At 45.0% G+C, this 20,768-nt stretch carries 16 protein-coding genes and 1 riboswitch; of the genes, 10 read left to right on the top strand and 6 right to left on the bottom strand.

What is annotated here, in order from left to right; all coding sequences use genetic code 11:
- Positions 1–326: 326 nt before the first annotated feature.
- From helD to MHB62_RS17320, 4 genes are all read left to right on the top strand, one after another.
- A complete protein-coding gene (helD, locus tag MHB62_RS17335) occupies positions 327–2,651 on the top strand; it encodes a DNA helicase IV (protein WP_032677046.1) in 2,325 nt (774 codons plus the stop codon).
- Between the two features lie 170 nt (positions 2,652–2,821).
- The gene (locus tag MHB62_RS17330; RefSeq protein ID WP_032722511.1) at positions 2,822–4,639 is read left to right on the top strand and encodes an assimilatory sulfite reductase (NADPH) flavoprotein subunit; all 1,818 of its coding nucleotides are present in this window, start codon (positions 2,822–2,824) and stop codon (positions 4,637–4,639) included.
- Positions 4,640–4,664: 25 nt separating this feature from the next.
- On the top strand, positions 4,665–6,380 hold the full coding sequence (gene cysI / locus MHB62_RS17325; RefSeq protein ID WP_021480597.1) for an assimilatory sulfite reductase (NADPH) hemoprotein subunit: 1,716 nt from the start codon (positions 4,665–4,667) through the stop codon (positions 6,378–6,380).
- A 255-nt stretch (positions 6,381–6,635) separates the two neighbouring features.
- Positions 6,636–8,648, top strand: a complete 2,013-nt coding sequence (locus MHB62_RS17320; RefSeq protein ID WP_032722508.1) for a Na+/H+ antiporter — start codon at positions 6,636–6,638, stop codon at positions 8,646–8,648.
- Between the two features lie 43 nt (positions 8,649–8,691).
- Here the strand turns inward: MHB62_RS17320 and yvgO are convergent, their stop codons facing one another.
- Complete coding sequence (gene yvgO / locus MHB62_RS17315; protein WP_003243913.1) at positions 8,692–9,177, bottom strand: stress response protein YvgO; 486 nt, start codon at positions 9,175–9,177, stop codon at positions 8,692–8,694.
- A 222-nt stretch (positions 9,178–9,399) separates the two neighbouring features.
- Here yvgO and pgoN point away from each other — a divergent pair, with 222 nt between their 5' ends.
- On the top strand, positions 9,400–10,230 hold the full coding sequence (pgoN, locus tag MHB62_RS17310) for a glyoxal/methylglyoxal reductase (RefSeq protein ID WP_015483687.1): 831 nt from the start codon (positions 9,400–9,402) through the stop codon (positions 10,228–10,230).
- A 30-nt stretch (positions 10,231–10,260) separates the two neighbouring features.
- On the opposite strand, the gene modB is transcribed toward pgoN, so the two are convergent.
- Together modB and modA are read right to left on the bottom strand one after the other, a co-directional pair.
- A complete protein-coding gene (modB, locus tag MHB62_RS17305; RefSeq protein ID WP_142402756.1) occupies positions 10,261–10,953 on the bottom strand; it encodes a molybdate ABC transporter permease subunit in 693 nt (230 codons plus the stop codon).
- Positions 10,925–11,707 carry a molybdate ABC transporter substrate-binding protein gene (gene modA, locus MHB62_RS17300; RefSeq protein WP_032722504.1) on the bottom strand — a complete coding sequence of 261 codons (783 nt, stop codon included), beginning with the start codon at positions 11,705–11,707 and terminating at the stop codon, positions 10,925–10,927. The genes modB and modA overlap by 29 nt, the downstream gene beginning before the upstream one ends.
- A gap of 109 nt (positions 11,708–11,816) precedes the next feature.
- Between modA and MHB62_RS17295 the strand changes: the two genes are divergently transcribed.
- The gene (locus tag MHB62_RS17295; protein ID WP_032722838.1) at positions 11,817–12,743 is read left to right on the top strand and encodes a substrate-binding domain-containing protein; all 927 of its coding nucleotides are present in this window, start codon (positions 11,817–11,819) and stop codon (positions 12,741–12,743) included.
- A gap of 27 nt (positions 12,744–12,770) precedes the next feature.
- Here MHB62_RS17295 and MHB62_RS17290 read toward each other — a convergent pair whose 3' ends face one another.
- On the bottom strand, positions 12,771–14,624 hold the full coding sequence (locus MHB62_RS17290; RefSeq protein ID WP_032722503.1) for an LTA synthase family protein: 1,854 nt from the start codon (positions 14,622–14,624) through the stop codon (positions 12,771–12,773).
- 99 nt (positions 14,625–14,723) lie between these two features.
- Positions 14,724–15,206 (bottom strand): metal-dependent hydrolase, encoded by a 483-nt coding sequence (locus tag MHB62_RS17285; protein WP_003228444.1) that lies wholly within the window; start codon positions 15,204–15,206, stop codon positions 14,724–14,726.
- Between the two features lie 166 nt (positions 15,207–15,372).
- On the opposite strand from MHB62_RS17285, the gene sspJ reads away from it, so the two are divergent.
- Positions 15,373–15,513 carry a small acid-soluble spore protein SspJ gene (gene sspJ, locus MHB62_RS17280; RefSeq protein ID WP_003221612.1) on the top strand — a complete coding sequence of 47 codons (141 nt, stop codon included), beginning with the start codon at positions 15,373–15,375 and terminating at the stop codon, positions 15,511–15,513.
- 116 nt (positions 15,514–15,629) lie between these two features.
- Positions 15,630–15,809: riboswitch (Lysine riboswitch) on the top strand.
- A gap of 103 nt (positions 15,810–15,912) precedes the next feature.
- Positions 15,913–17,322 carry an amino acid permease gene (locus MHB62_RS17275; RefSeq protein ID WP_003228445.1) on the top strand — a complete coding sequence of 470 codons (1,410 nt, stop codon included), beginning with the start codon at positions 15,913–15,915 and terminating at the stop codon, positions 17,320–17,322.
- Positions 17,323–17,552: 230 nt separating this feature from the next.
- Here MHB62_RS17275 and MHB62_RS17270 read toward each other — a convergent pair whose 3' ends face one another.
- Positions 17,553–18,500, bottom strand: coding sequence for an iron-hydroxamate ABC transporter substrate-binding protein (locus MHB62_RS17270; protein ID WP_015714697.1), 948 nt, complete (start codon positions 18,498–18,500; stop codon positions 17,553–17,555).
- A 206-nt stretch (positions 18,501–18,706) separates the two neighbouring features.
- Here MHB62_RS17270 and MHB62_RS17265 point away from each other — a divergent pair, with 206 nt between their 5' ends.
- Positions 18,707–19,753, top strand: coding sequence for an iron ABC transporter permease (locus MHB62_RS17265; protein WP_032722836.1), 1,047 nt, complete (start codon positions 18,707–18,709; stop codon positions 19,751–19,753).
- Positions 19,753–20,763: an iron ABC transporter permease gene (locus MHB62_RS17260; RefSeq protein ID WP_003228452.1), complete on the top strand. Its 1,011-nt coding sequence runs from the start codon at positions 19,753–19,755 to the stop codon at positions 20,761–20,763. Before MHB62_RS17265 ends, MHB62_RS17260 begins: the two co-directional genes overlap by 1 nt.
- Positions 20,764–20,768: the final 5 nt, after the last annotated feature.

Genomic DNA, 20,768 nt, shown 5'->3' with positions numbered 1-20,768 from the left:
AAGCTCTGCGGTGTTTTTAAAATGAAAAAGAAATATTATATCGAAGATTGAATGGAATAAGGAATCGATACTGATGAAAGAGAAGATTCGCAACCTAAGAAAAGCACCTCCAACAGTGATCAATGTGAAATCATAAGAGAAAAAACCGATTTCGAGTTGAAATCGGTTTTTTCTGCATATAAATAACCCAAACCTTGATTGGTATTGGGTGAATGTGCTAAGATAAATTGTATTTGCCAGTTTCGTCATACATTCGATATATGTATCCAATTATATTTTACAGTATTTCATCTATGTTTGTCAACTATTTTCTGGAGGTGCCGTTCATGAATCAGCAGGATAAGGAATGGAAGGAAGAGCAGTCGAGAATAGATGAGGTGCTGCAGGAGCTCGAAAAAAAAGAGCGGTTTCTGGAAACGTCTGCGGGCGGGTTGAAGCATGATATCATCGGATTAAGAAAAAGCTTTTGGGAGGATGTTAAGGTTAATTTTGATGATGCCCATGAAGCGATTGAAACGATGGCAAGCATTAAGCAGCAGGCAGAGCTGCTGTCTGATCGGGAACAGAATCATCGGCGCATGGATCAGCAGCTCAAACGAATTCATCGATTGAAAAAATCGCCTTATTTCGGCCGGATTGATTTTATTGAAAACGGCGAGGCGGAGGCAGAGCGAATTTATATCGGTTTAGCTTCCTGTTTGGATGAGAAGGAGGAACACTTTCTAATCTATGACTGGAGGGCGCCGATATCAAGTTTGTACTACAATTATTCCCCAGGAAAAGCGGAGTACGAGGTGCCCGGTGAAACGATAGAAGGGGAAATGGTGCTGAAACGCCAGTTTATGATCAAAAACGGCGATCTCAAGGCGATGTTTAATACCGATATGACGATTGGTGATGAAATGCTGCAAGAGGTATTAAGCCATCACTCCGATACCCAAATGAAAAACATCGTGTCTACGATTCAGAAAGAACAAAATCAGATTATCCGTAATGAAAAAAGCAAGGTCCTGATCGTGCAGGGAGCGGCTGGCAGCGGGAAAACATCGGCTGCGCTTCAGCGTGTCGCTTATTTGTTATACAGGCACCGCGGTGTCATTGATGCCGGACAAATCGTTTTGTTTTCTCCTAACTTCTTATTTAACAGCTATGTCTCCTCTGTTTTGCCGGAGTTAGGAGAAGAGAATATGGAGCAGGCGACGTTTCAGGAATATATCGAGCATCGTCTTGGCCGCAAGTTCAAATGTGAAAGCCCCTTTGATCAGCTCGAATATTGCCTGACCGAAACAAAGGGAGGCGATTTTCCAACAAGGCTTGCGGGAATCACATGGAAGGCGGGTTTATCCTTTCAGCAATTCATTAATGAATACGTCACACGGCTTTCCTCTGAAGGGATGATTTTTAAAAATATTATATTCCGCGGACAAAAGCTGATCACAAAGGAGCAAATTCAATCCTATTTTTACTCATTGGATCAAAATCACTCCATTCCGAATCGGATGGAGCAAACCGCGAAGTGGCTGCTGAGTGAGCTTAACAAGCTTGAGAAAAAGGAACGGCGAAAGGATTGGGTTGTTCATGAAGCTGAGCTGCTTGACAAAGAGGACTACCTGGACGTGTACAAAAAACTGCAGGAAAGGAAACGGTTCAGCGAGAGTACGTTTAACGATTATCAAAGAGAGCAGCAGCTGCTTGCCGCCATCATTGTGAAAAAAGCTTTCAAACCGCTCAAGCAGGCAGTCAGGCTCCTTGCATTTCTTGATGTTTCACAGCTGTATTTGCAATTGTTTTCTGGCTGGGGAGGGAAATTTCAGCATGAGAAGATGGCCGTGATAGGTGAGCTGACCCGTTCGGCATTTACGGATAATAAATTGCTCTATGAGGACGCGGCACCGTTTCTTTATATGCAGGATCTGATTGAGGGCAGAAAGAAAAATACGAAGATCAAACATCTATTTATTGACGAAGCCCAGGACTATTCACCGTTTCAGATGGCTTACATGAGAAGTATTTTTCCGGCTGCCAGCATGACAGTGCTCGGTGATATCAATCAGTCCATCTACGCGCATACCATACACGGGGATCAGCGTATGGATGCGTGCTTTGAGGATGATCCTGCTGAGTATGTTCGTTTAAAGAGAACATACAGATCAACAAGGCAGATTGTCGAGTTTACCAAAGCGATGCTTCAAGATGGAGCGGATATTGAGCCGTTTAATAGAAGCGGGGAAATGCCGCTCGTTGTCAAAACTGAAGGACATGAGAGCCTTTGCCAAAAGCTCGCGCAAGAAATTGGCCGGCTCAAGAAAAAAGGGCGCGAAACAATAGCCGTCATCTGCAAGACTGCGCAGCAATGCATACAGGCGCACGCCCACATGAGTGAATATACAGATGTTCGCCTGATTCATAAAGAAAATCAACCATTTCAAAAGGGTGTTTGCGTGATTCCGGTGTATTTAGCGAAGGGAATTGAATTTGACGCAGTGCTTGTCTATGATGCATCTGAAGAACACTATCATACAGAGCACGACCGCAGGCTTTTATATACTGCGTGCACCCGTGCGATGCACATGCTGGCAGTATTTTATACAGGTGAAGCCAGTCCGTTTGTAACCGCTGTGCCGCCTCACTTATATCAGATGGCTGAATGAAGAGAAGGGAGTCCTTCTCTTTTTTCTATTTACATGAAGCATAGCCGTTTTATCATTAGGATTCTTAATAGTTATCATCATGTAAATATATTTTACTTAAGCCTAGTATTCCGGTAAAGTTCAATTAGATGCAATTTTCGATCAGTTTATAACTTTGTGAGGTGGATACGTTGCAACTTCAGGTAATGAACAGTCCGTTTAATCAGGAGCAGGCAGAGCTCCTTAACCGCCTTCTGCCGACCTTGACCGAATCCCAGAAAATATGGCTGAGCGGATATTTATCCGCTCAATCTGTTTCCGCCCAAGAATCTGCGGGTGCGCCGGCGGCAGCTGTGTCTGCGGAAGCGGCGGCATCAGCCGTTTCAAAAGAAGTGACCGTTCTTTATGGTTCACAGACGGGAAACGCACAGGGGCTTGCAGAAAATGCCGGCAAGCAGCTTGAACAGAGCGGTTTTCAAGTGACCGTCTCATCCATGAGCGATTTTAAGCCGAATCAGCTGAAGAAGGTAACCAATCTTTTAATCGTCGTCAGTACGCATGGAGAAGGTGAGCCGCCTGATAACGCGCTGTCGTTTCATGAATTTCTGCACGGAAGACGGGCGCCTAAGCTTGAAGACCTGCGCTTTTCCGTTTTGGCGCTTGGTGACAGTTCGTACGAATTTTTCTGCCAGACAGGGAAAGAATTTGATCAGCGCTTAGAAGAACTCGGCGGAAAACGGATTTCTCCGCGCGTTGATTGCGATCTTGACTATGATGAACCGGCAGCCGAATGGCTTGAGGGTGTATTGAAAGGATTAAATGAAGCTGGGGGCGGAAACGCCGCGCCTGCGTCGGCGGCTGCGTCACAAACCGGTGAGTCTTCGTATTCCAGAACAAACCCGTTTCGGGCTGAAGTGTTAGAAAATTTAAATTTAAACGGCAGAGGATCAAATAAAGAAACACGTCATGTGGAGCTGTCTCTTGAAGGATCTGGCCTGACTTACGAGCCTGGTGACAGCCTCGGCGTCTATCCGGAAAACGATCCGGAACTTGTCGAGCTGCTCCTTAAGGAAATGAATTGGGACCCGGAAGAAATTGTGACGCTTAATAAGCAAGGTGATGTCCGTCCGCTGAAAGAAGCGCTGATTTCTCACTATGAGATTACCGTTCTCACAAAACCGCTTCTTGAACAGGCAGCCCAGCTGACAGGGAACGATGAGCTTAGAGAGCTTTTAGCCCCGGGAAATGAGGAGAATGTAAAAGCCTATATTGAAGGGCGCGATTTGCTTGATCTCGTCCGTGACTATGGCCCATTTAGTGTATCTGCGCAGGAGTTTGTCTCGATTTTGCGAAAAATGCCTGCCCGCCTTTATTCGATTGCAAGCAGTTTATCCGCAAATCCGGATGAAGTGCATTTAACAATCGGCGCAGTCCGCTACGATGCGCACGGCCGTGAACGAAAAGGCGTCTGCTCGATTTTGTGCGCGGAACGTCTGCAGCCGGGTGACACACTGCCGGTTTATGTACAGCACAATCAAAACTTTAAGCTTCCGAAAGACCCTGAAACACCGATTATCATGGTGGGCCCTGGGACAGGCGTCGCACCTTTCCGTTCCTTTATGCAGGAGCGTGAGGAGACGGGAGCGGAAGGAAAGGCATGGATGTTCTTTGGCGATCAGCACTTTGTCACGGATTTCCTTTACCAGACAGAGTGGCAGAATTGGCTCAAAGACGGTGTGCTGACAAAAATGGATGTGGCGTTCTCACGTGATACGGAAGAAAAAGTATATGTGCAGCACCGCATGCTCGAACACAGCGCAGAATTGTTTGAATGGCTTCAAGAAGGAGCGGCTGTTTACATTTGCGGAGATGAAAAGCACATGGCGCATGACGTCCATCACACATTACTTGAAATTATCGAAAAAGAAGGCAATATGAGCCGCGAAGAAGCGGAGGCTTATCTTGCCGATATGCAGCAGCAAAAACGCTATCAGCGTGATGTATATTGATTTGACTTGAAAGGAGTTTTTCAACATGGTGACCAAAATTCTAAAAGCACCGGACGGCTCTCCTAGTGATGTTGAACGCATTAAAAAAGAAAGTGATTATTTGCGCGGCACGCTGAAAGAAGTGATGCTCGATCGAATCAGTGCCGGAATTCCGGATGATGACAACCGCCTGATGAAACACCACGGCAGTTATTTGCAGGATGACCGTGACCTCCGAAATGAACGCCAAAAGCAGAAGCTTGAGCCCGCATATCAGTTCATGCTGCGCGTGCGTATGCCAGGGGGCGTCTCGACGCCTGAACAATGGCTTGTCATGGATGACCTGTCCCAGAAATACGGGAACGGCACATTAAAATTGACGACACGTGAAACATTCCAAATGCACGGAATTCTGAAATGGAACATGAAGAAAACCATTCAGACGATCCACTCAGCACTTTTGGATACGATCGCAGCCTGCGGAGACGTAAACCGTAACGTCATGTGTGCATCAAACCCTTATCAATCTGAAATCCACTCAGAGGTATACGAGTGGTCTAAAAAGTTAAGTGATGATCTGCTGCCGCGGACGAGAGCCTATCATGAAATTTGGCTTGATGAGGAAAGAGTTGCCGGCACGCCGGAGGAAGAAGTCGAGCCAATGTACGGACCGCTCTATCTGCCGCGGAAGTTTAAAATCGGTATTGCCGTTCCGCCGTCTAATGATATTGACGTCTTTTCTCAAGATCTAGGATTCATTGCGATTGTCGAGGATGGCAAGCTGATCGGTTTTAACGTGGCGATCGGCGGCGGTATGGGAATGACGCATGGCGATACTGCGACATATCCGCAATTAGCCAAGGTGATCGGATTCTGCCGGCCTGAGCAAATGTATGACGTTGCTGAAAAAACGATTACGATTCAGCGTGATTACGGCAACCGTTCTGTCCGTAAAAATGCGCGGTTCAAATACACAGTTGACCGCCTCGGTTTAGAAAACGTAAAAGAAGAATTGGAAAACCGTCTCGGCTGGAGCCTGGAAGAAGCGAAGCCGTATCATTTCGATCATAACGGCGACCGTTACGGCTGGGTGGAAGGCATTGAGGATAAATGGCATTTTACGCTGTTTGTCGAAGGCGGCCGTGTAACAGATTACGATGACTATAAACTGATGACAGGCTTGCGGGAAATCGCCAAAGTTCATACAGGCGAGTTCCGGCTGACGGCCAATCAGAACTTAATGATTGCGAACGTTTCAAGCGATAAAAAAGAAGAAATCAGTGCTTTAATTGAACAATACGGATTAACTGACGGCAAGCATTATTCAGCGCTTCGCCGCAGCTCGATGGCATGCGTCGCTCTTCCGACCTGCGGATTGGCAATGGCCGAAGCAGAACGTTATTTGCCGACCCTGTTAGATAAGATTGAAGAGATTATTGACGAAAACGGCCTTCGTGATCAGGAAATCACCATTCGTATGACAGGGTGTCCGAACGGCTGTGCACGTCATGCACTCGGTGAGATCGGATTTATCGGAAAGGCGCCGGGCAAATATAATATGTATCTTGGCGCTGCGTTTGACGGAAGCCGTTTAAGCAAAATGTACCGTGAAAACATCGGTGAAGCAGACATTTTAAGCGAGCTGCGTGTCCTTCTTTCCCGCTATGCGAAAGAACGCGAGGAAGGCGAGCATTTCGGTGACTTTGTCATCCGTGCGGGCATTATTAAAGCAACAACTGACGGTACGAATTTTCATGATTGAGAAAACTAAGAAGAGAGACAGGGAATAGCTTCCTGTCTCTTTTTTCTGTAATTTGCTCTGCTGCAAAAAAGTTCACTGTGAGCATATCATGAGAAAAAATACCCTAAAAAGGGTACTATAAAAGAAGACAAGTGTGGAGAGAACTCCTGCGAAACCACATAGCGTATGCAAGGCCACCCTAGCTCAAGGGCTTTTAGACAAACAGATTTTTTGGCTCATCATGCCGACACACAACAGACGAAGGAGGTCATGCATTTGGACATATTTTTAGTTGTGCTCGTATTATTAACGATTATTGCGATTTCTAATATCATGAACCGGTTTATTCCGTTTATTCCGGTGCCGCTGATTCAAGTGGCTCTTGGGATTCTTGCCGCCTCATTTCCACAGGGTCTTCATTTTGAATTAAACACCGAATTGTTTTTTGTTCTTTTTATCGCGCCTCTGCTATTTAATGATGGAAAGAGGACACCGCGGGCAGAGCTTTGGAATTTAAGGGCTCCGATTTTATTGCTTGCACTCGGCCTTGTATTTGCGACTGTGATTGTAGGCGGCTACACGATTCACTGGATGATTCCTGCTATTCCGCTGGCAGCGGCCTTTGGACTTGCGGCCATTCTTTCACCGACTGATGTCGTCGCTGTCAGCGCATTATCAGGAAGAGTGAAAATGCCAAAAGGGATTCTTCGCCTGCTGGAAGGTGAGGGGCTGATGAATGACGCATCAGGTCTGGTGGCCTTTAAGTTTGCGATTGCAGCGGCAGTGACTGGCGCATTTTCATTAGCACAAGCGGCTGTCAGCTTTGTCTTTATTTCTCTCGGAGGCTTGCTGTGCGGGGTTGTCATTTCATTTTTGATTATTCGTTTTCGCCTATTTCTGCGCCGCCTTGGCATGCAGGATGTCACGATGCATATGCTGATTCAAATTCTGACGCCGTTTGTGATTTATTTGGCAGCTGAAGAAATCGGCGTTTCCGGCATTTTAGCTGTTGTGGCTGGCGGTATTACCCATGCGGTTGAACAGGATCGTCTGGAATCTACGATGATCAAGCTGCAAATCGTCTCCTCAAGTACGTGGAACATTATTTTATTTATTTTGAACGGCCTGGTCTTCGTTATTCTCGGCACGCAAATCCCTGATGTTATTTCTGTTATCTTTAACGACACTGCCATCAGCAACATGAAGGTGATCGGCTATATCCTAGTCATCACATTTACGTTAATGCTCCTGAGATTCCTGTGGGTGCTGTTCTTCTGGAACGGCAAATGGTTCTTTAATAAAGATCAGAACATCTATAAACCGGGTCTTCGTTCGACGCTGTTAATTTCGATTTCTGGTGTGCGTGGAGCAGTAACGCTTGCAGGTTCTTTTTCCATTCCGTATTTCCTGGAGGACGGCACGCCGTTTCCGGAAAGAAATCTGATTCTCTTTTTAGCAGCCGGCGTCATTTTATGCACGCTTGTCATTGCTACCGTTGTGCTGCCGATTCTGACTGAAAAAGAAGAAGAGGACGAGGAACGAAACAAGAAGCTCCTGACGGCGAGACGCAAATTGATCAAAACAGCCCTTCAAACGATTAAAGAGGACATGAATGAGACAAACAAAACGGCCTCTCTTGCGGTGATAGCTGAATACAATGAGAAAATGAAAAATCTTCGTTTTCAGCAATATACATCGTCTAATCGCATCAAAAAGCACGAGCGTAAAGTCCGTGCCCAAGGGGTTAAGGCAGAGCAAGAGGCGCTGATGAAGATGCTGGAGCGGGGAGACATCCCGGAAGAAACAGCAAATGTGCTGCAAGAACGATTTAACGAGTTGGAAATTTTGTATGCGAACCCGTTTAAAGTCGGATTATCAAAAACAAGGCTCAAGAGGCTGATGTATTGGATTTTCTTCGGTGAACATAAAAAGCCGGAGATGTCGATTTTAAATGAAGCGGGATTGATACGGGCAACAAGAGTGAAAACGGCAAAAGCAGCGATAGAATATCTGGAAAAACACAAGACGGAAGAGCATAAAGAAGTGTTTTTATCTGTCATTACATTCTATAAACAGTTAATTTTCAGGCTGGAGCACAGCCATCATGAGCTGAAATCAAGCGCCCATTTTGAAAATCAGAAGCTGGAAGTGAAGCTGAAGGCTGTACAGGCGATCAGAAATGAAATTCAAACACTTTTCGAGGAAAGAGAAATTTCCCGGGACATCTCCCATGAGCTTCGCCAATACATTAATGATGTCGAAGCCGCCATGCTTGAAGGCGGCGAATAAATGCAGCAAAAAAGCTGGCGTTAGAGCGCCAGCTTTTTTTATATTAAGGGCGATGAAATGCGACAGTGCTGCCATCCCGGTCGAACCAGCCTCTGAAGGCCCAGTTGATCCAGCCGCCATCGCCTTTGTTTGTAAAGGTTCCGTCTTCAAATACCCAAATGCCATACGTAATGCCGTCGTAAACGGCTGAGCCGTAAAATTGCACACCGTTCAAATGATCTTCATATTCCTGGCTTAAATTAAAGACCATGACATTATATTTTTGGCCGGACGCGTAGAAGGAAGACTCCATGAGGTTTTTCACAAAGCCATCCCTATTCTGTGCGGATTTGATGGCATCAGCGATCTGGTTGGCAATTCCAAGTACATCCAGGTTGACGTTTAAACCTACATCAGCGGCAGTTGTTCCAGCAGTAGTTGTCTGCGACATCTTCGGAGCAGGATTTTCTTCAGCGGAAGCAAAGGACAAAGGGGCAATTGTCAAAGCGGCACCAAGAGCAAGTGTCATTGGGATACGAATACGTTTCAAGTTGTTTCCTCCTTTGTTTTCATTTGGTTACACTACACGCATACCCTGCTCAATGTATTTGTAATCTCAATATTGTTAAAATAGGAAAAAAATAGCGTTTGAATTTGCCTGTGCTGTGAAAAAAGAAGCAAAAAGAGGGTCTTAAGCGTATTATTGGTATCGGCTGAGAGGAATGTGAGATAATATAGACGCTTACATTTCAGTGAAAGGGTGGATGTTCAAGTGCCAACAAGTTTAAAAGATACTGTAAAGTTACATAACGGAGTTGAAATGCCTTGGTTCGGTCTGGGTGTTTTTAAAGTAGAAAATGGTAATGAAGCGACTGAATCAGTGAAAGCGGCAATTAAAAATGGTTATCGCAGTATTGATACAGCAGCGATCTACAAAAATGAAGAAGGCGTTGGCATCGGGATTAAAGAATCCGGTGTGGCAAGAGAAGAGCTCTTCATCACATCAAAAGTGTGGAATGAAGATCAAGGCTACGAAACAACGCTTGCTGCCTTTGAAAAAAGCCTGGAAAGATTACAGCTTGATTACTTAGATTTATATTTGATCCATTGGCCTGGCAAAGATAAATATAAAGATACATGGCGCGCGCTTGAAAAGCTGTACAAAGATGGCAAAATTCGCGCGATCGGCGTCAGCAACTTCCAAGTTCATCATTTAGAAGAGCTGTTGAAAGATGCTGAAATCAAACCGATGGTGAACCAAGTTGAATTTCACCCTCGTTTGACGCAAAAAGAATTAAGAGATTACTGCAAAGCGCAAGGCATTCAGCTGGAAGCGTGGTCTCCGCTCATGCAGGGACAGCTTTTGGATAACGAAGTGCTGACACAGATTGCTGAAAAACACAATAAATCTGTGGCTCAAGTGATTTTGCGCTGGGATCTGCAGCATGAAGTTGTAACCATTCCAAAATCCATTAAAGAACACCGTATCATCGAAAACGCTGATATTTTTGATTTCGAATTGTCTCAAGAAGACATGGACAAAATTGACGCATTAAATAAAGATGAGCGTGTCGGCCCAAATCCTGATGAGCTTCTGTTTTAATCAAAAAACTCCCCGTTATGGGGAGTTTTTTTAGTGCGTTTTTTTCTGTTGAATGAAAAACAGCATCAAAAAGGAAATGACAACAATACAGACGACCCACGCCCAAGCAAGGGTATTGTTGCCGGAATCCAATGCGACATATATCGCCGTCGGCAGTGTTTGCGTAACACCGGGGATGTTTCCTGCAAACATGAGTGTTGCGCCAAATTCTCCGAGCGCCCGTGCAAGGCTGAGGATGCTTCCGGTCAGTAACGAAGGATAGGCAAGCGGGACGGAGATATGGATAAACACTTTCCATCTGCTAGCGCCGTCTACCATTGCCGCACCTTGTATATCGGGATCAATGTCAGCAAATCCGGTTTTGGCTGATTGATACATAAGCGGAAAGGCTACAACAGCCGAGGCGATCACAGCGGCCCACCAGGTGAAAATGACAGGCTGCTGGAAAATCCACTCGATGGCTTGTCCGATGAAGCTGTGCTTTCCGAAAATGACGATCAAAATAAAACCGACAACAGTAGGCGGAAGAACGAGCGGAAGCATAAAACATGTTTCGAGTGCCGTTTTTCCGAAAAATGATGCCCGTGACATCCATGCTCCAGCAAGTGTTCCGAGAATAATGACAACAATTCCGGCAACTGCCGCCACCTGAAAGGAAAGCGCAACGGGTGTGAAAAATTCTGAAGCGCTTATGCTAATCGGCAGTAAAGCCATATTTCTCAAATACTTTCATTGCTTCATCAGATTGCAGGTATTCGTAAAATTCCTTCGCTTCCTTACGGTGTTTTGTATCTTTTACGATTCCTAACGGATAGACAATTGGGCTGTGTGTATCTGCTTTTGCCTCGTCAATAATGTTGACCTTTTTCGAGACCAGGGCATCTGTTTTATAAACAATACCTGCGTCTACATTGCCGGTTTCAACATAAGAAAGAACTTGGCGAACGTCTTTTCCATACACAATTTTATCCTTCACTTTGTCCCATAAAGACAGCTTTGTCAGTGATTCTTTCCCATAAGCTCCTGCCGGTACGGATTCCGGAGTGCCAAGGGCGATTTTTTCTGATTCAGCCAGATTGCTGAAGCTTGTCACAGGTGAATCTCCGTTTTTCGGTACGACCAGCACAATTTCATTACCGACCAAATCAGTGCTGTCTTTTTTTGCGATATCTCCATCATCCACCAGCTTTTTAAATTTATCCTCAGCAGCTGAGAAGAACAGATCTGCTCCTGCTCCTTGAGAAATCTGTTTTTGCAAGGCGCCGGATGAGCCATAGTTATCTTGGATGGTAATATTTTGATGCTCTTTTTCATAATTTTTTTGGATTTCCTCAAGTGCATCCTGCGCGCTGGCGGCAGCTGAGATGGTTAACGTTACTTTTTTCTCGCTGTCCGTTGAAGACTGGTTTGAAGAACAGCCTGCTGCAAGGAGAAAGGCAGTTAAGGCTGCGATGAAAATAGAATACTTCTTAAACATGATTGCACCCCTTATCATTAGATATAACTAATTATAACTGATTATGTTTGGTTTATGTGGGTTTTTTACATTCGGCGAAAAGGTATAATAAAATAGGAGAGTGATGATGATGAATGAAACCTCTTCCTATACGATAGAAGAAGTTGCAGGTCTGCTGAAGGTATCAAAGCTGACCGTTTATGATTTGATTAAAAAAGGCGTGCTGCCTGCTTATCGTGTCGGAAGGCAGATGCGTGTGGATGAAGAAGATTTAAAGCAATATAAAACGAATATGAGAATGTCTCAGCCCATCGCTGCAACAGAAGCGCCGAAACAGGTGCAGGAGGCTGAGCCGGACGGCAGACCAAATGTCATGATCAGCGGACAGGACATTTCGATGGATCTTCTCAGCAAGCATTTGGAGAATGCCATTCAGGAGACGCCGCTCCGTAAATACAAAGGAAGCTTAAACAGCCTGATTGATATGTATCAAGGCAAGTGTGACATTGTCAGCCTCCATTTGTACGATGCTGAAACGGGCCAGTATAACGCTCCTTATGTAAAACGGATTTTGACAGGTGAACCGTTTTGTCTCATCAATGTCGTTCTCCGCAAAGCAGGACTGTATGTGAAAAAAGGGAATCCGAAAAACATTCAAGGCTGGAAAGACTTGAAAAGAGCCGATATCCGGATCATCAACAGGGAAAAGGGTTCTGGCGCAAGGGTGCTCCTTGATGAACAGCTTGGCTTGCTTGGTGTGAATCCAGCTGATGTAGTGGGATATAGCGATATCGTGACTGATCATTACGCTGCCGCTTCACAAGTTTCAAGCGGACAGGCTGACGCGGGAATCGGGGCGCAGCACGCGGCACATATGGGCAGTGTTGATTTTATCCCGCTCATCGACGAACAATATGATATCGTTGTTTTGAAAAAACATGAGCAGCTGCTGAAAGCCGTGAAGGAGATTTTGAATTCTGAGGAATACAAGGCGAATTTGTCTCATTTAAACGGCTATGAAACGAAGCTGACTGGCAAGGTGATGTTGGAAACGTAAAAAATCCCTCTTGATAGAGGGATTTTTTTATTCGGAAAACCTGAGCAGGTCACCATTTAAAATTTTATCAGAGAGAGAAAGTTCTTCGTTTGCTTTCTCCTTGTAATGGAGGCACGCATCCTGATCTTCCAGCACTTTACCTGTTTTTTGGCTATAGCACGTGTTCTTTGTGTATATATAATCGTTCGTAATAAAGCTGCCGTTTCGCAGAACGGCGAATGGGGTGCGGTCGCTGGACAGCAAATCATTGCCGAATTGGATATCGCCTTTTGTCTCAACGCCGAGCAAATGCATCAGCGTCGGCCTGACGTCGACCTGTCCCCCGGCATCAGGGATGGTTTCCGGCTTTTGATCGGTGATTCCCGGGATATGTATGATAAACGGCACCCGCTGGAGCTGAACGTTGTCATACGGTGTGATTTCGTCTTTCCCTAAAAACTCAGCCATTGCCTCGTTATGGGCTTCAGAAATGCCGTAATGATCTCCCATAAATACGATCATCGAATTTTCGTATAAGCCTTCGTCCTTCAGTTTTTTGATAAAATGCTTCAATGCCTCATCCTCATAGCGAACCGTGGTCACATAGCGGTTTAACAGATCACTGCTTGAATCGAATTCATCTATCAGCTGATCCTTTTCATCAATCTCAAACGGAAAATGATTCGTTAACGTGATAAAACTGCTGTAGAACGGCTGCGGCAGGCTTTTCAGCTTTTCGGCGGACTGCTCTAAAAATTCTTTGTCTTTTAAACCCCAGCTTGTCGATGTCCCGGGAGTGACATGAAAATCATCAACATCAAAAAAGCGGTCAATGCCAAATGTATCGTACATGACATCTCTGTTCCAAAATGTTTTATGGTTAGCATGAAAGACGGCTGAATAATAATCGTGCTGCTTCAGCGATTTATACATCGTATGAAATTGATGGTCGCTTTTCGTGAAAAAGACGGCGCCGCTAAGGGAAGGATACAGTGAGTTAGCGACGATAAATTCTGAATCTGATGTTTTGCCTTGTTCTGTTTGCTGATAGAAATGATCAAAGGAATAGCTTTTTTTAATGAGATCATTCATAAATGGGGTAATTTCTTTTCCATTTACTTTTTCATTCAGAACAAAGCTTTGGGTCGATTCAAGTGTTACAAAGATGACATTGCGCCCCTTTGCAAGACCGAATTTGCTTTGATCAGGCTTGCTGTAATCAGCCTCTGTGTAGTTTTTAATGGCAGTTATACTGTCTTCATCGGCAAAAGCTTTCGCGCTGATATTAACAGTCTGAGAAATTGTATCGTAAATATGGAACTGAAACAGACCGATGCTTTTGACTAGCATTTCCCGGTCAAAAGAATGTGCCAAAAGCTTCGGCTGCTGTACTTCTGCAAGTGCCAGTGTGCATAAAAGCATGCCGCAGGAAGCTGCATAGTACCGTTTGATCGTGCGGGGAGCGGCTTTTGTCTGCGGCTGTTTCGTTTTTCTGGCGAGCAGCAGCAGACAAACCAAATCCGCAAACAGGGCGATAAACAGAGGATGGAACAGTTCTTTTACACTGCTGCCCATATCGCTCATGTTGCTGGCCTGAAATAAAACCGGGATGGTAATAAAATCGATATAAAAGCCGTAAAAAATCGTATTAGAGATCAAGATAACAGTCAGAACCAAATTGGCAATCAGCAAAAAAGCCCGCTGCTTGTTTCCTTTTAGAAGCAGGCCGATCCCGAATAAAGGAAGAATAAAGCTGAGCGGGTTGACCAGCAGCATTAGCTCCTCCAACAGAGTATCGATTTGCAAATCAAAGCCGAGTTTATATATCACATACGTTTTGATCCACATAAATAAGATCGAAAAACATAAAAACCGCTGATTGTGAAAAAAGGTTCCTTTCATCAATATGACTCCTCACGTTTTCTTGATCATCTGCATGAAATGCTTCTTAAGTAAAACCTACTAAAAACAGCCGGTTCAGACAAGTCTCAGCACTCACGTTTAAAACATGCGCCCATGAAACAGCATATAAAAGTAGTAACATGAAGCAAGGGTCAGGCCGGCTAGCACGAGCTGCTCAGAAAAACTGCCTGTCTTCATATATAATGGAAGCCGAACGCGGATCGTTGAAGGGAATAATAATTTGATTCCGTTCACCGTCCAAGCGTCAAGAATCAAGTGGCTCGCCATTCCGATCATCAGGCCGGCTGATATGTTTTTATCTGGAATGTATGTAGAAGTGATAAAAAACATGATGAGCATAAACAGCAAGCTGTGTGTAAATGTACGATGGCCAAAAACGGAGCTGACCACTTTCGATAAAATAGGAAATTTTCTCCCGATTTTGCTTTGTGTGTGGCAGATATCGGGTATTAATGCTCCAACCGCGCCTGATGCAGCCATAAGCACTGGATCAAATCCATAATAATAAGCCGCTGCCGTACAAGAAGCGATGCCTCCCATGATGTGTGTTTTTCCTGTCATTTGCCGCTTCTCCTTTTATCTTTTGCAAAAAATCTCTGAATTACAAATATATCAAGAGAATGTATGTTTGATCAACAGGACTTTGGACGATAAAAAATATCCCGCATAATTTTTCAGGAAAGAGGTATCTTAAACATGTACCTATTTTTTAAAAGAGGTGATACGAATGGGTTTCTTTAATAAAGATAAAGGAAAACGTTCCGAAAAAGAAAAAAACGTAATCCAAGGAGCTCTTGAAGATGCTGGTTCAGCTCTAAAAGATGATCCGCTTCAAGAAGCTGTGCAAAAAAAGAAAAATAATCGATAACCACATGCGGATAGAGCTTGGCTCTATCCGTATTTTCCATCTGTTCCCTTTGACAGATCATCCTTTCTTTGATAACCTTCTGGGAGTAACTGAATAATTAAATCCTCACTCTTTCTCAGTGAGGTAGAGGTTGCGCGGATGATAAGTCACACATGCCAGGCTGACAGGGGCTGTTAAACATGTGTAAAAGGCATCAGCGCCGAAGTGTGGAGAAAGCCGATCCTTCTCTATGCTGGGACTGTATCTGAATAAGTGCAGGACTGCCGCGTGCTTTTTCGCGGAGGGCTATCCGGAGATCAAGGGTGTGTGTTTCTTTAAGCATGGACTTTTGTTCAGGCTTTTTTTGCGTTTATATGATCTCGGGGTCTGGTCCGTACAAAGAATCATGGAGGTACTGGAATGGAACAGACAAAAAAATGGGGTTTTTGGTTATTAACGGCGTTTGTCGTTGGAAATATGGTTGGATCAGGAATTTTCTCCTTGCCGAGCTCGCTTGCTTCAATTGCGAGTCCGTTTGGAGCTACGTCCGCCTGGCTTTTGACAGGTGCCGGCGTGCTGATGATTGCACTTGTGTTCGGACACTTGTCCATTCGCAAGCCTGAACTGACAGCGGGACCGCAAAGTTATGCAAGAGCGCTGTTTTCTGACCCGAAAAAAGGCAACGCTGCCGGTTTCACAATGGTGTGGGGCTACTGGGTGGCGAGCTGGATCAGTAACGTGGCGATCATCACAAGTCTCGCCGGTTACTTGACTTCGTTCTTCCCGATCTTGGTTGATAAACGTGAGATGTTTTCGATCGGCGGGCAAGAGGTGACACTCGGCCAATTACTGACGTTTGCCGTATGTACGATCTTGTTATGGGGAACGCACGCGATTCTTGTTGCCAGCATTAACGGCGCAAGTAAATTAAACTTTGTCACAACGCTTTCTAAAGTATTAGGTTTTGTCTTCTTTATCGTTGCCGGTTTATTTGTGTTTCAAACGGCATTATTCGGTCATTTTTATTTCCCGGTTCAAGGGGAAAACGGCACAAGCATTGGAATTGGCGGCCAGGTTCATAACGCCGCGATTTCTACACTATGGGCGTTTGTCGGGATTGAATCCGCGGTGATCCTGTCCGGCCGTGCGCGCTCTCAGCGTGATGTGAAACGTGCGACAATTACCGGCTTGTTGATTGCCTTGAGCATATATATTATTGTGACTTTAATTACGATGGGTGTTCTGCCGCATGATAAGCTTGTCGGCTCTGAAAAACCATTTGTTGATGTACTCTATGCGATTGTTGGAAACGCGGGAAGCGTGATTATGGCGCTTTTGGCTATCCTTTGTTTATTCGGAACGATGCTCGGCTGGATTTTGCTCGGCTCTGAGGTGCCATACCAAGCCGCTAAAGCAGGAGATTTTCCGGCATTTTTTGCAAAAACAAATAAAAAGGGAAGTCCGGTCATTGCACTCATTATTACAAACGTCATGTCACAGGTCTTCATTTTCTCGGTTATTTCCCGGACAATAAGTGACGCATTTACATTTTTAACGACAGCGGCTACACTCGCATATTTAATTCCGTATCTGGTATCTGCAATCTACAGCTTGAAGGTAGTCATCAAAGGTGAAACGTATGACCAGCTGAAAGGCTCCCGTGTAAGAGACGGATTGATCGCGATACTGGCGTGTGCATACTCCGTGTTTGTTATCGTAACAGGCACAGCAGATTTAACGACATTTATCCTCGGCATCGGTTTATTCTTTGTCGGCTTAATCGTTTATCCATTTGTGAGTAAAAAGTTCCAGAAAGAAAAACAAGCATAATGAAAAGACACCTGATTTGCTCAGGTGTCTTTTTTATAAAATCACAATTTCTCCTGTTAGGAATCCGTTCGTTAAATATGCAAAAAACGTTTTTCAGTCTCTCCAGCATAAAAAAACTGATCGTGATGAGGATGCAGCTTAATATGAATGGCTCAAAGAAAATATCCGATATGATTCAAATTGAGCCGTTCCTTATAAATAAGCAAAAGAGCCGCGGGCGGCTCTTTTGTTTATTTAGTCAAGCTTTCCGTAATATACTCCAGTTGTCCTTCTAATGAAATCGGGTCTGTGAAATAGAAGCCAATCGGATCAATCTTGTATACATGGCCATTTTTAACGGCATTCAGGTTCTTCCAAATGGAGCTGTCAAATACGCCGCCATCATCACCGCCTGATTGCCATGGGCCCGCGAAAATGTAATCTCCGGCGAAATCAGGGAGCTTCTCTAATGAAATACTTGTATAACCTGGCCCCTGGTCAATGGCTTTTTCTTTTGTCAGCTTTGTAGCCTGCAGGCCGAGGTCTTTGTAAATGATGCTTCCGCCTCTTCCAAAGTCTTTACCGAATACGTAAATGTCTTTTCCGTTCGTTTGCATAATGGAAATGGTTTTGTCACCGACCGCTTTTTTGATTTTTGTTTTAGCGGCCGCAACTTTTTTATCCCACTTGGCCAGCCATTTTTCAGCTTTATCTTCAGTTCCCGTCATTTTTGCAAATTCTTTCAGTTGTTCAATGTTGTCGAGCTTATCGTATTTTACTGCGACAGTTGGCGCAATTTTTTCAAGCTTTTTAATATCAGCGCCCTGTGTTGTCCAGACGATAATCAGGTCAGGGTTCAAATCAATTACCTTTTCAACCGAAGTGCCGTCTCCGATGTTTTCAACGCCGTCGGTTTTTCCTTTGTAGTAAGGGTTTTTAAATACATTCTCAGGCGCACCGACAACGTTGATGCCGAGTGTTTTGAAGTAGCCGTAATAGCCGTCTGCCATGACAACCACCCGTTTAGGATGCTTCGGGATTTTTACATTTCCGTTTTCAGCCTTGTATGTAAAGGTTTCTGCGCCTTTTGAATCAGAGGCAGAACCTTTGCTTTCTGAGTTATTCCCGCAGGCTGCCAGCGCTGCAATCAATAACAGGGCAAAAAACGCGGCTCCGAGTTTCTTGTATATATGGGTCATATCTCATACCTTCTTTCTAAAAAAATAGATGAAAAAGAGAATCATTATCATCTGTGATTATACCACTGCAAGTGCCGGTTGACACGATATTTTTGCAAATGCATTTTCATTTTTGTTCAAAACACTCTATTAAATCAGCTGAAAAAAGTGATATACTGAAACAGCAATTGATAATCATTATCAGTAACAGAAAGGAAGTACGGCAGTTGAGTCAACATAAAAATATACGGACTGCATCAGAAAAAATCCAATGGACGTCAAGGACATATGGCGCGATTATCGTCCTTATTGCAGGTCTATGCCTGCTTTGCCTTGGCGCATTTTTATCCATATCCCTCGGTGCAGCGGATATTCATTTGCGCACTGTATGGGACGCCATTTTTCATTATCAGCCGACAAAGACATCTCACCAAATTATACATGATCTTCGGCTTCCGAGAACGGCGGCTGCCGCGCTTGTAGGCGCATTGTTGGCAGTGTCGGGAGCAATCATGCAGGGGATGACGAGAAACCCTTTGGCAGAGCCTTCGATTATGGGTGTGACATCAGGCTCTGCGTTTGCGGTTTCGATTGCGTTTGCCTTTTTTCCCGGGCTTTCTGCAATGGGGCTTGTGCTATGGTCCTTTGCGGGAGCGGGGCTGGGGGCATCGACGGTAATGGGCATAGGCATGTTTTCAAGGGGCGGACTTACGCCTGTAAAGCTTGCTCTGGCGGGTACGGCAGTTACTTATTTCTTTACCGGCATTTCAACTGCCATTGCAATCCGCTTTGATGTCGCTCAGGATATCAGCTTTTGGTACGCTGGCGGGGTAGCGGGTGTGAAATGGTCGGGGGTCCAGCTTTTGCTTATTGCAGGGGCTGTCGGTTTAACGCTCGCGTTTTTTATCGCCCGGTCTGTGACAGTGTTAAGTCTCGGTGACGATCTGGCAAAAGGGCTTGGACAATATACATCAGCAGTGAAACTGGTTGGCATGCTTATTGTAGTAATTCTGACCGGAGCTGCGGTTTCCATTGCCGGCACCATTGCATTTATCGGGCTGATCATTCCGCATATTACCCGTTTTTTGGTCGGTGTGGATTATCGGTGGATCATTCCTTGCTCGGCGGTGCTCGGTGCTGTTTTGCTTGTTTTTGCTGACATAGCGGCCAGACTCGTAAATGCGCCCTTTGAAACGCCTGTCGGCGCGCTGACTTCTTTGATCGGCGTTCCCTTTTTCTTTTATTTGGCACGTCGTGAAAGGAGAGGGCTGTAATGAAAACAAAAACAAACAAACCGCTCGTTGTAATGGCTGTGACCTTTTTGCTTATCGTGGTGGTCTTTTTTATCAGTCTCAATTTGGGCGTTATCAAAATTGCACCGCTTAAAACGCTTCAGGTCTTTTTCGGCCAAGGAACGGCGCGTGATGAACTTGTCTTATTTGAGTTCAGGCTGCCCCGGATCATCCTTTCTTTGCTTGTTGGAGCAGGGATCTCCGTAGCTGGAGCCATTTTGCAAAGCGTGTCTCAAAATGAACTTGCCGAGCCTGGTATTCTCGGAATTAACGCCGGCGGTTCACTTGCTGTAGTGCTTTTTATATACTTTTTTCAAGGGTCAGCTTCAGATCTCAGCTTTTTCGGAACATTTATGCTGCCGTTCAGTGCTTTGGCAGGAGCAATCCTCGCTGCGTTTCTCATTTATATTCTGGCATGGAAAAAAGGCGTGACACCGATTCGGCTGATTTTAGTCGGCATAGGGGTGAATGCCGGATTCAATGCCCTGTTGCTGATTTTTCAGCTTAAGATGGACCCTCATGATTTTATGCAAGCCGCGGTTTGGATATCCGGCTCAATATGGGGGGCGAACTGGAATATGATCTGGGCGATTCTCCCTTGGATTGTGATCTTGCTTCTGTTTACTTTATATAAGGCACGCTATTTGAACATTATGCAGCTCGGAGACCAATTGGCGACCGGGCTGGGCACCGCTGTTGAAAAGGAAAGACGGATTCTTCTTCTGGCAGCGGTCACTCTTGCCGCTTCATGCGTGGCAGCTGCGGGGGGCATTGCGTTTCTCGGATTGATCGCGCCGCATGTGGCTAGAAGGCTGACCGGTCCACGTCACCAGACGCTGATACCGGTCTCCGCCTTCATCGGCTCATTCCTGTTTTTGCTTGCTGATACGCTGGCGAGAAATGTATTGGCACCATCAGAAATTCCGGTCGGACTTGTCATTTCCGTGCTAGGTGCGCCTTACTTTATTTATTTATTGATGAAAGCGAATTAGAGGAG

Origin of the sequence: Bacillus sp. FSL K6-0255, from assembly GCF_045040725.1 — a bacterium.
Taxonomy (GTDB): Bacteria; Bacillota; Bacilli; order Bacillales; family Bacillaceae; genus Bacillus; species Bacillus subtilis.
This window is presented reverse-complemented; position numbering and strand designations above follow the sequence as displayed.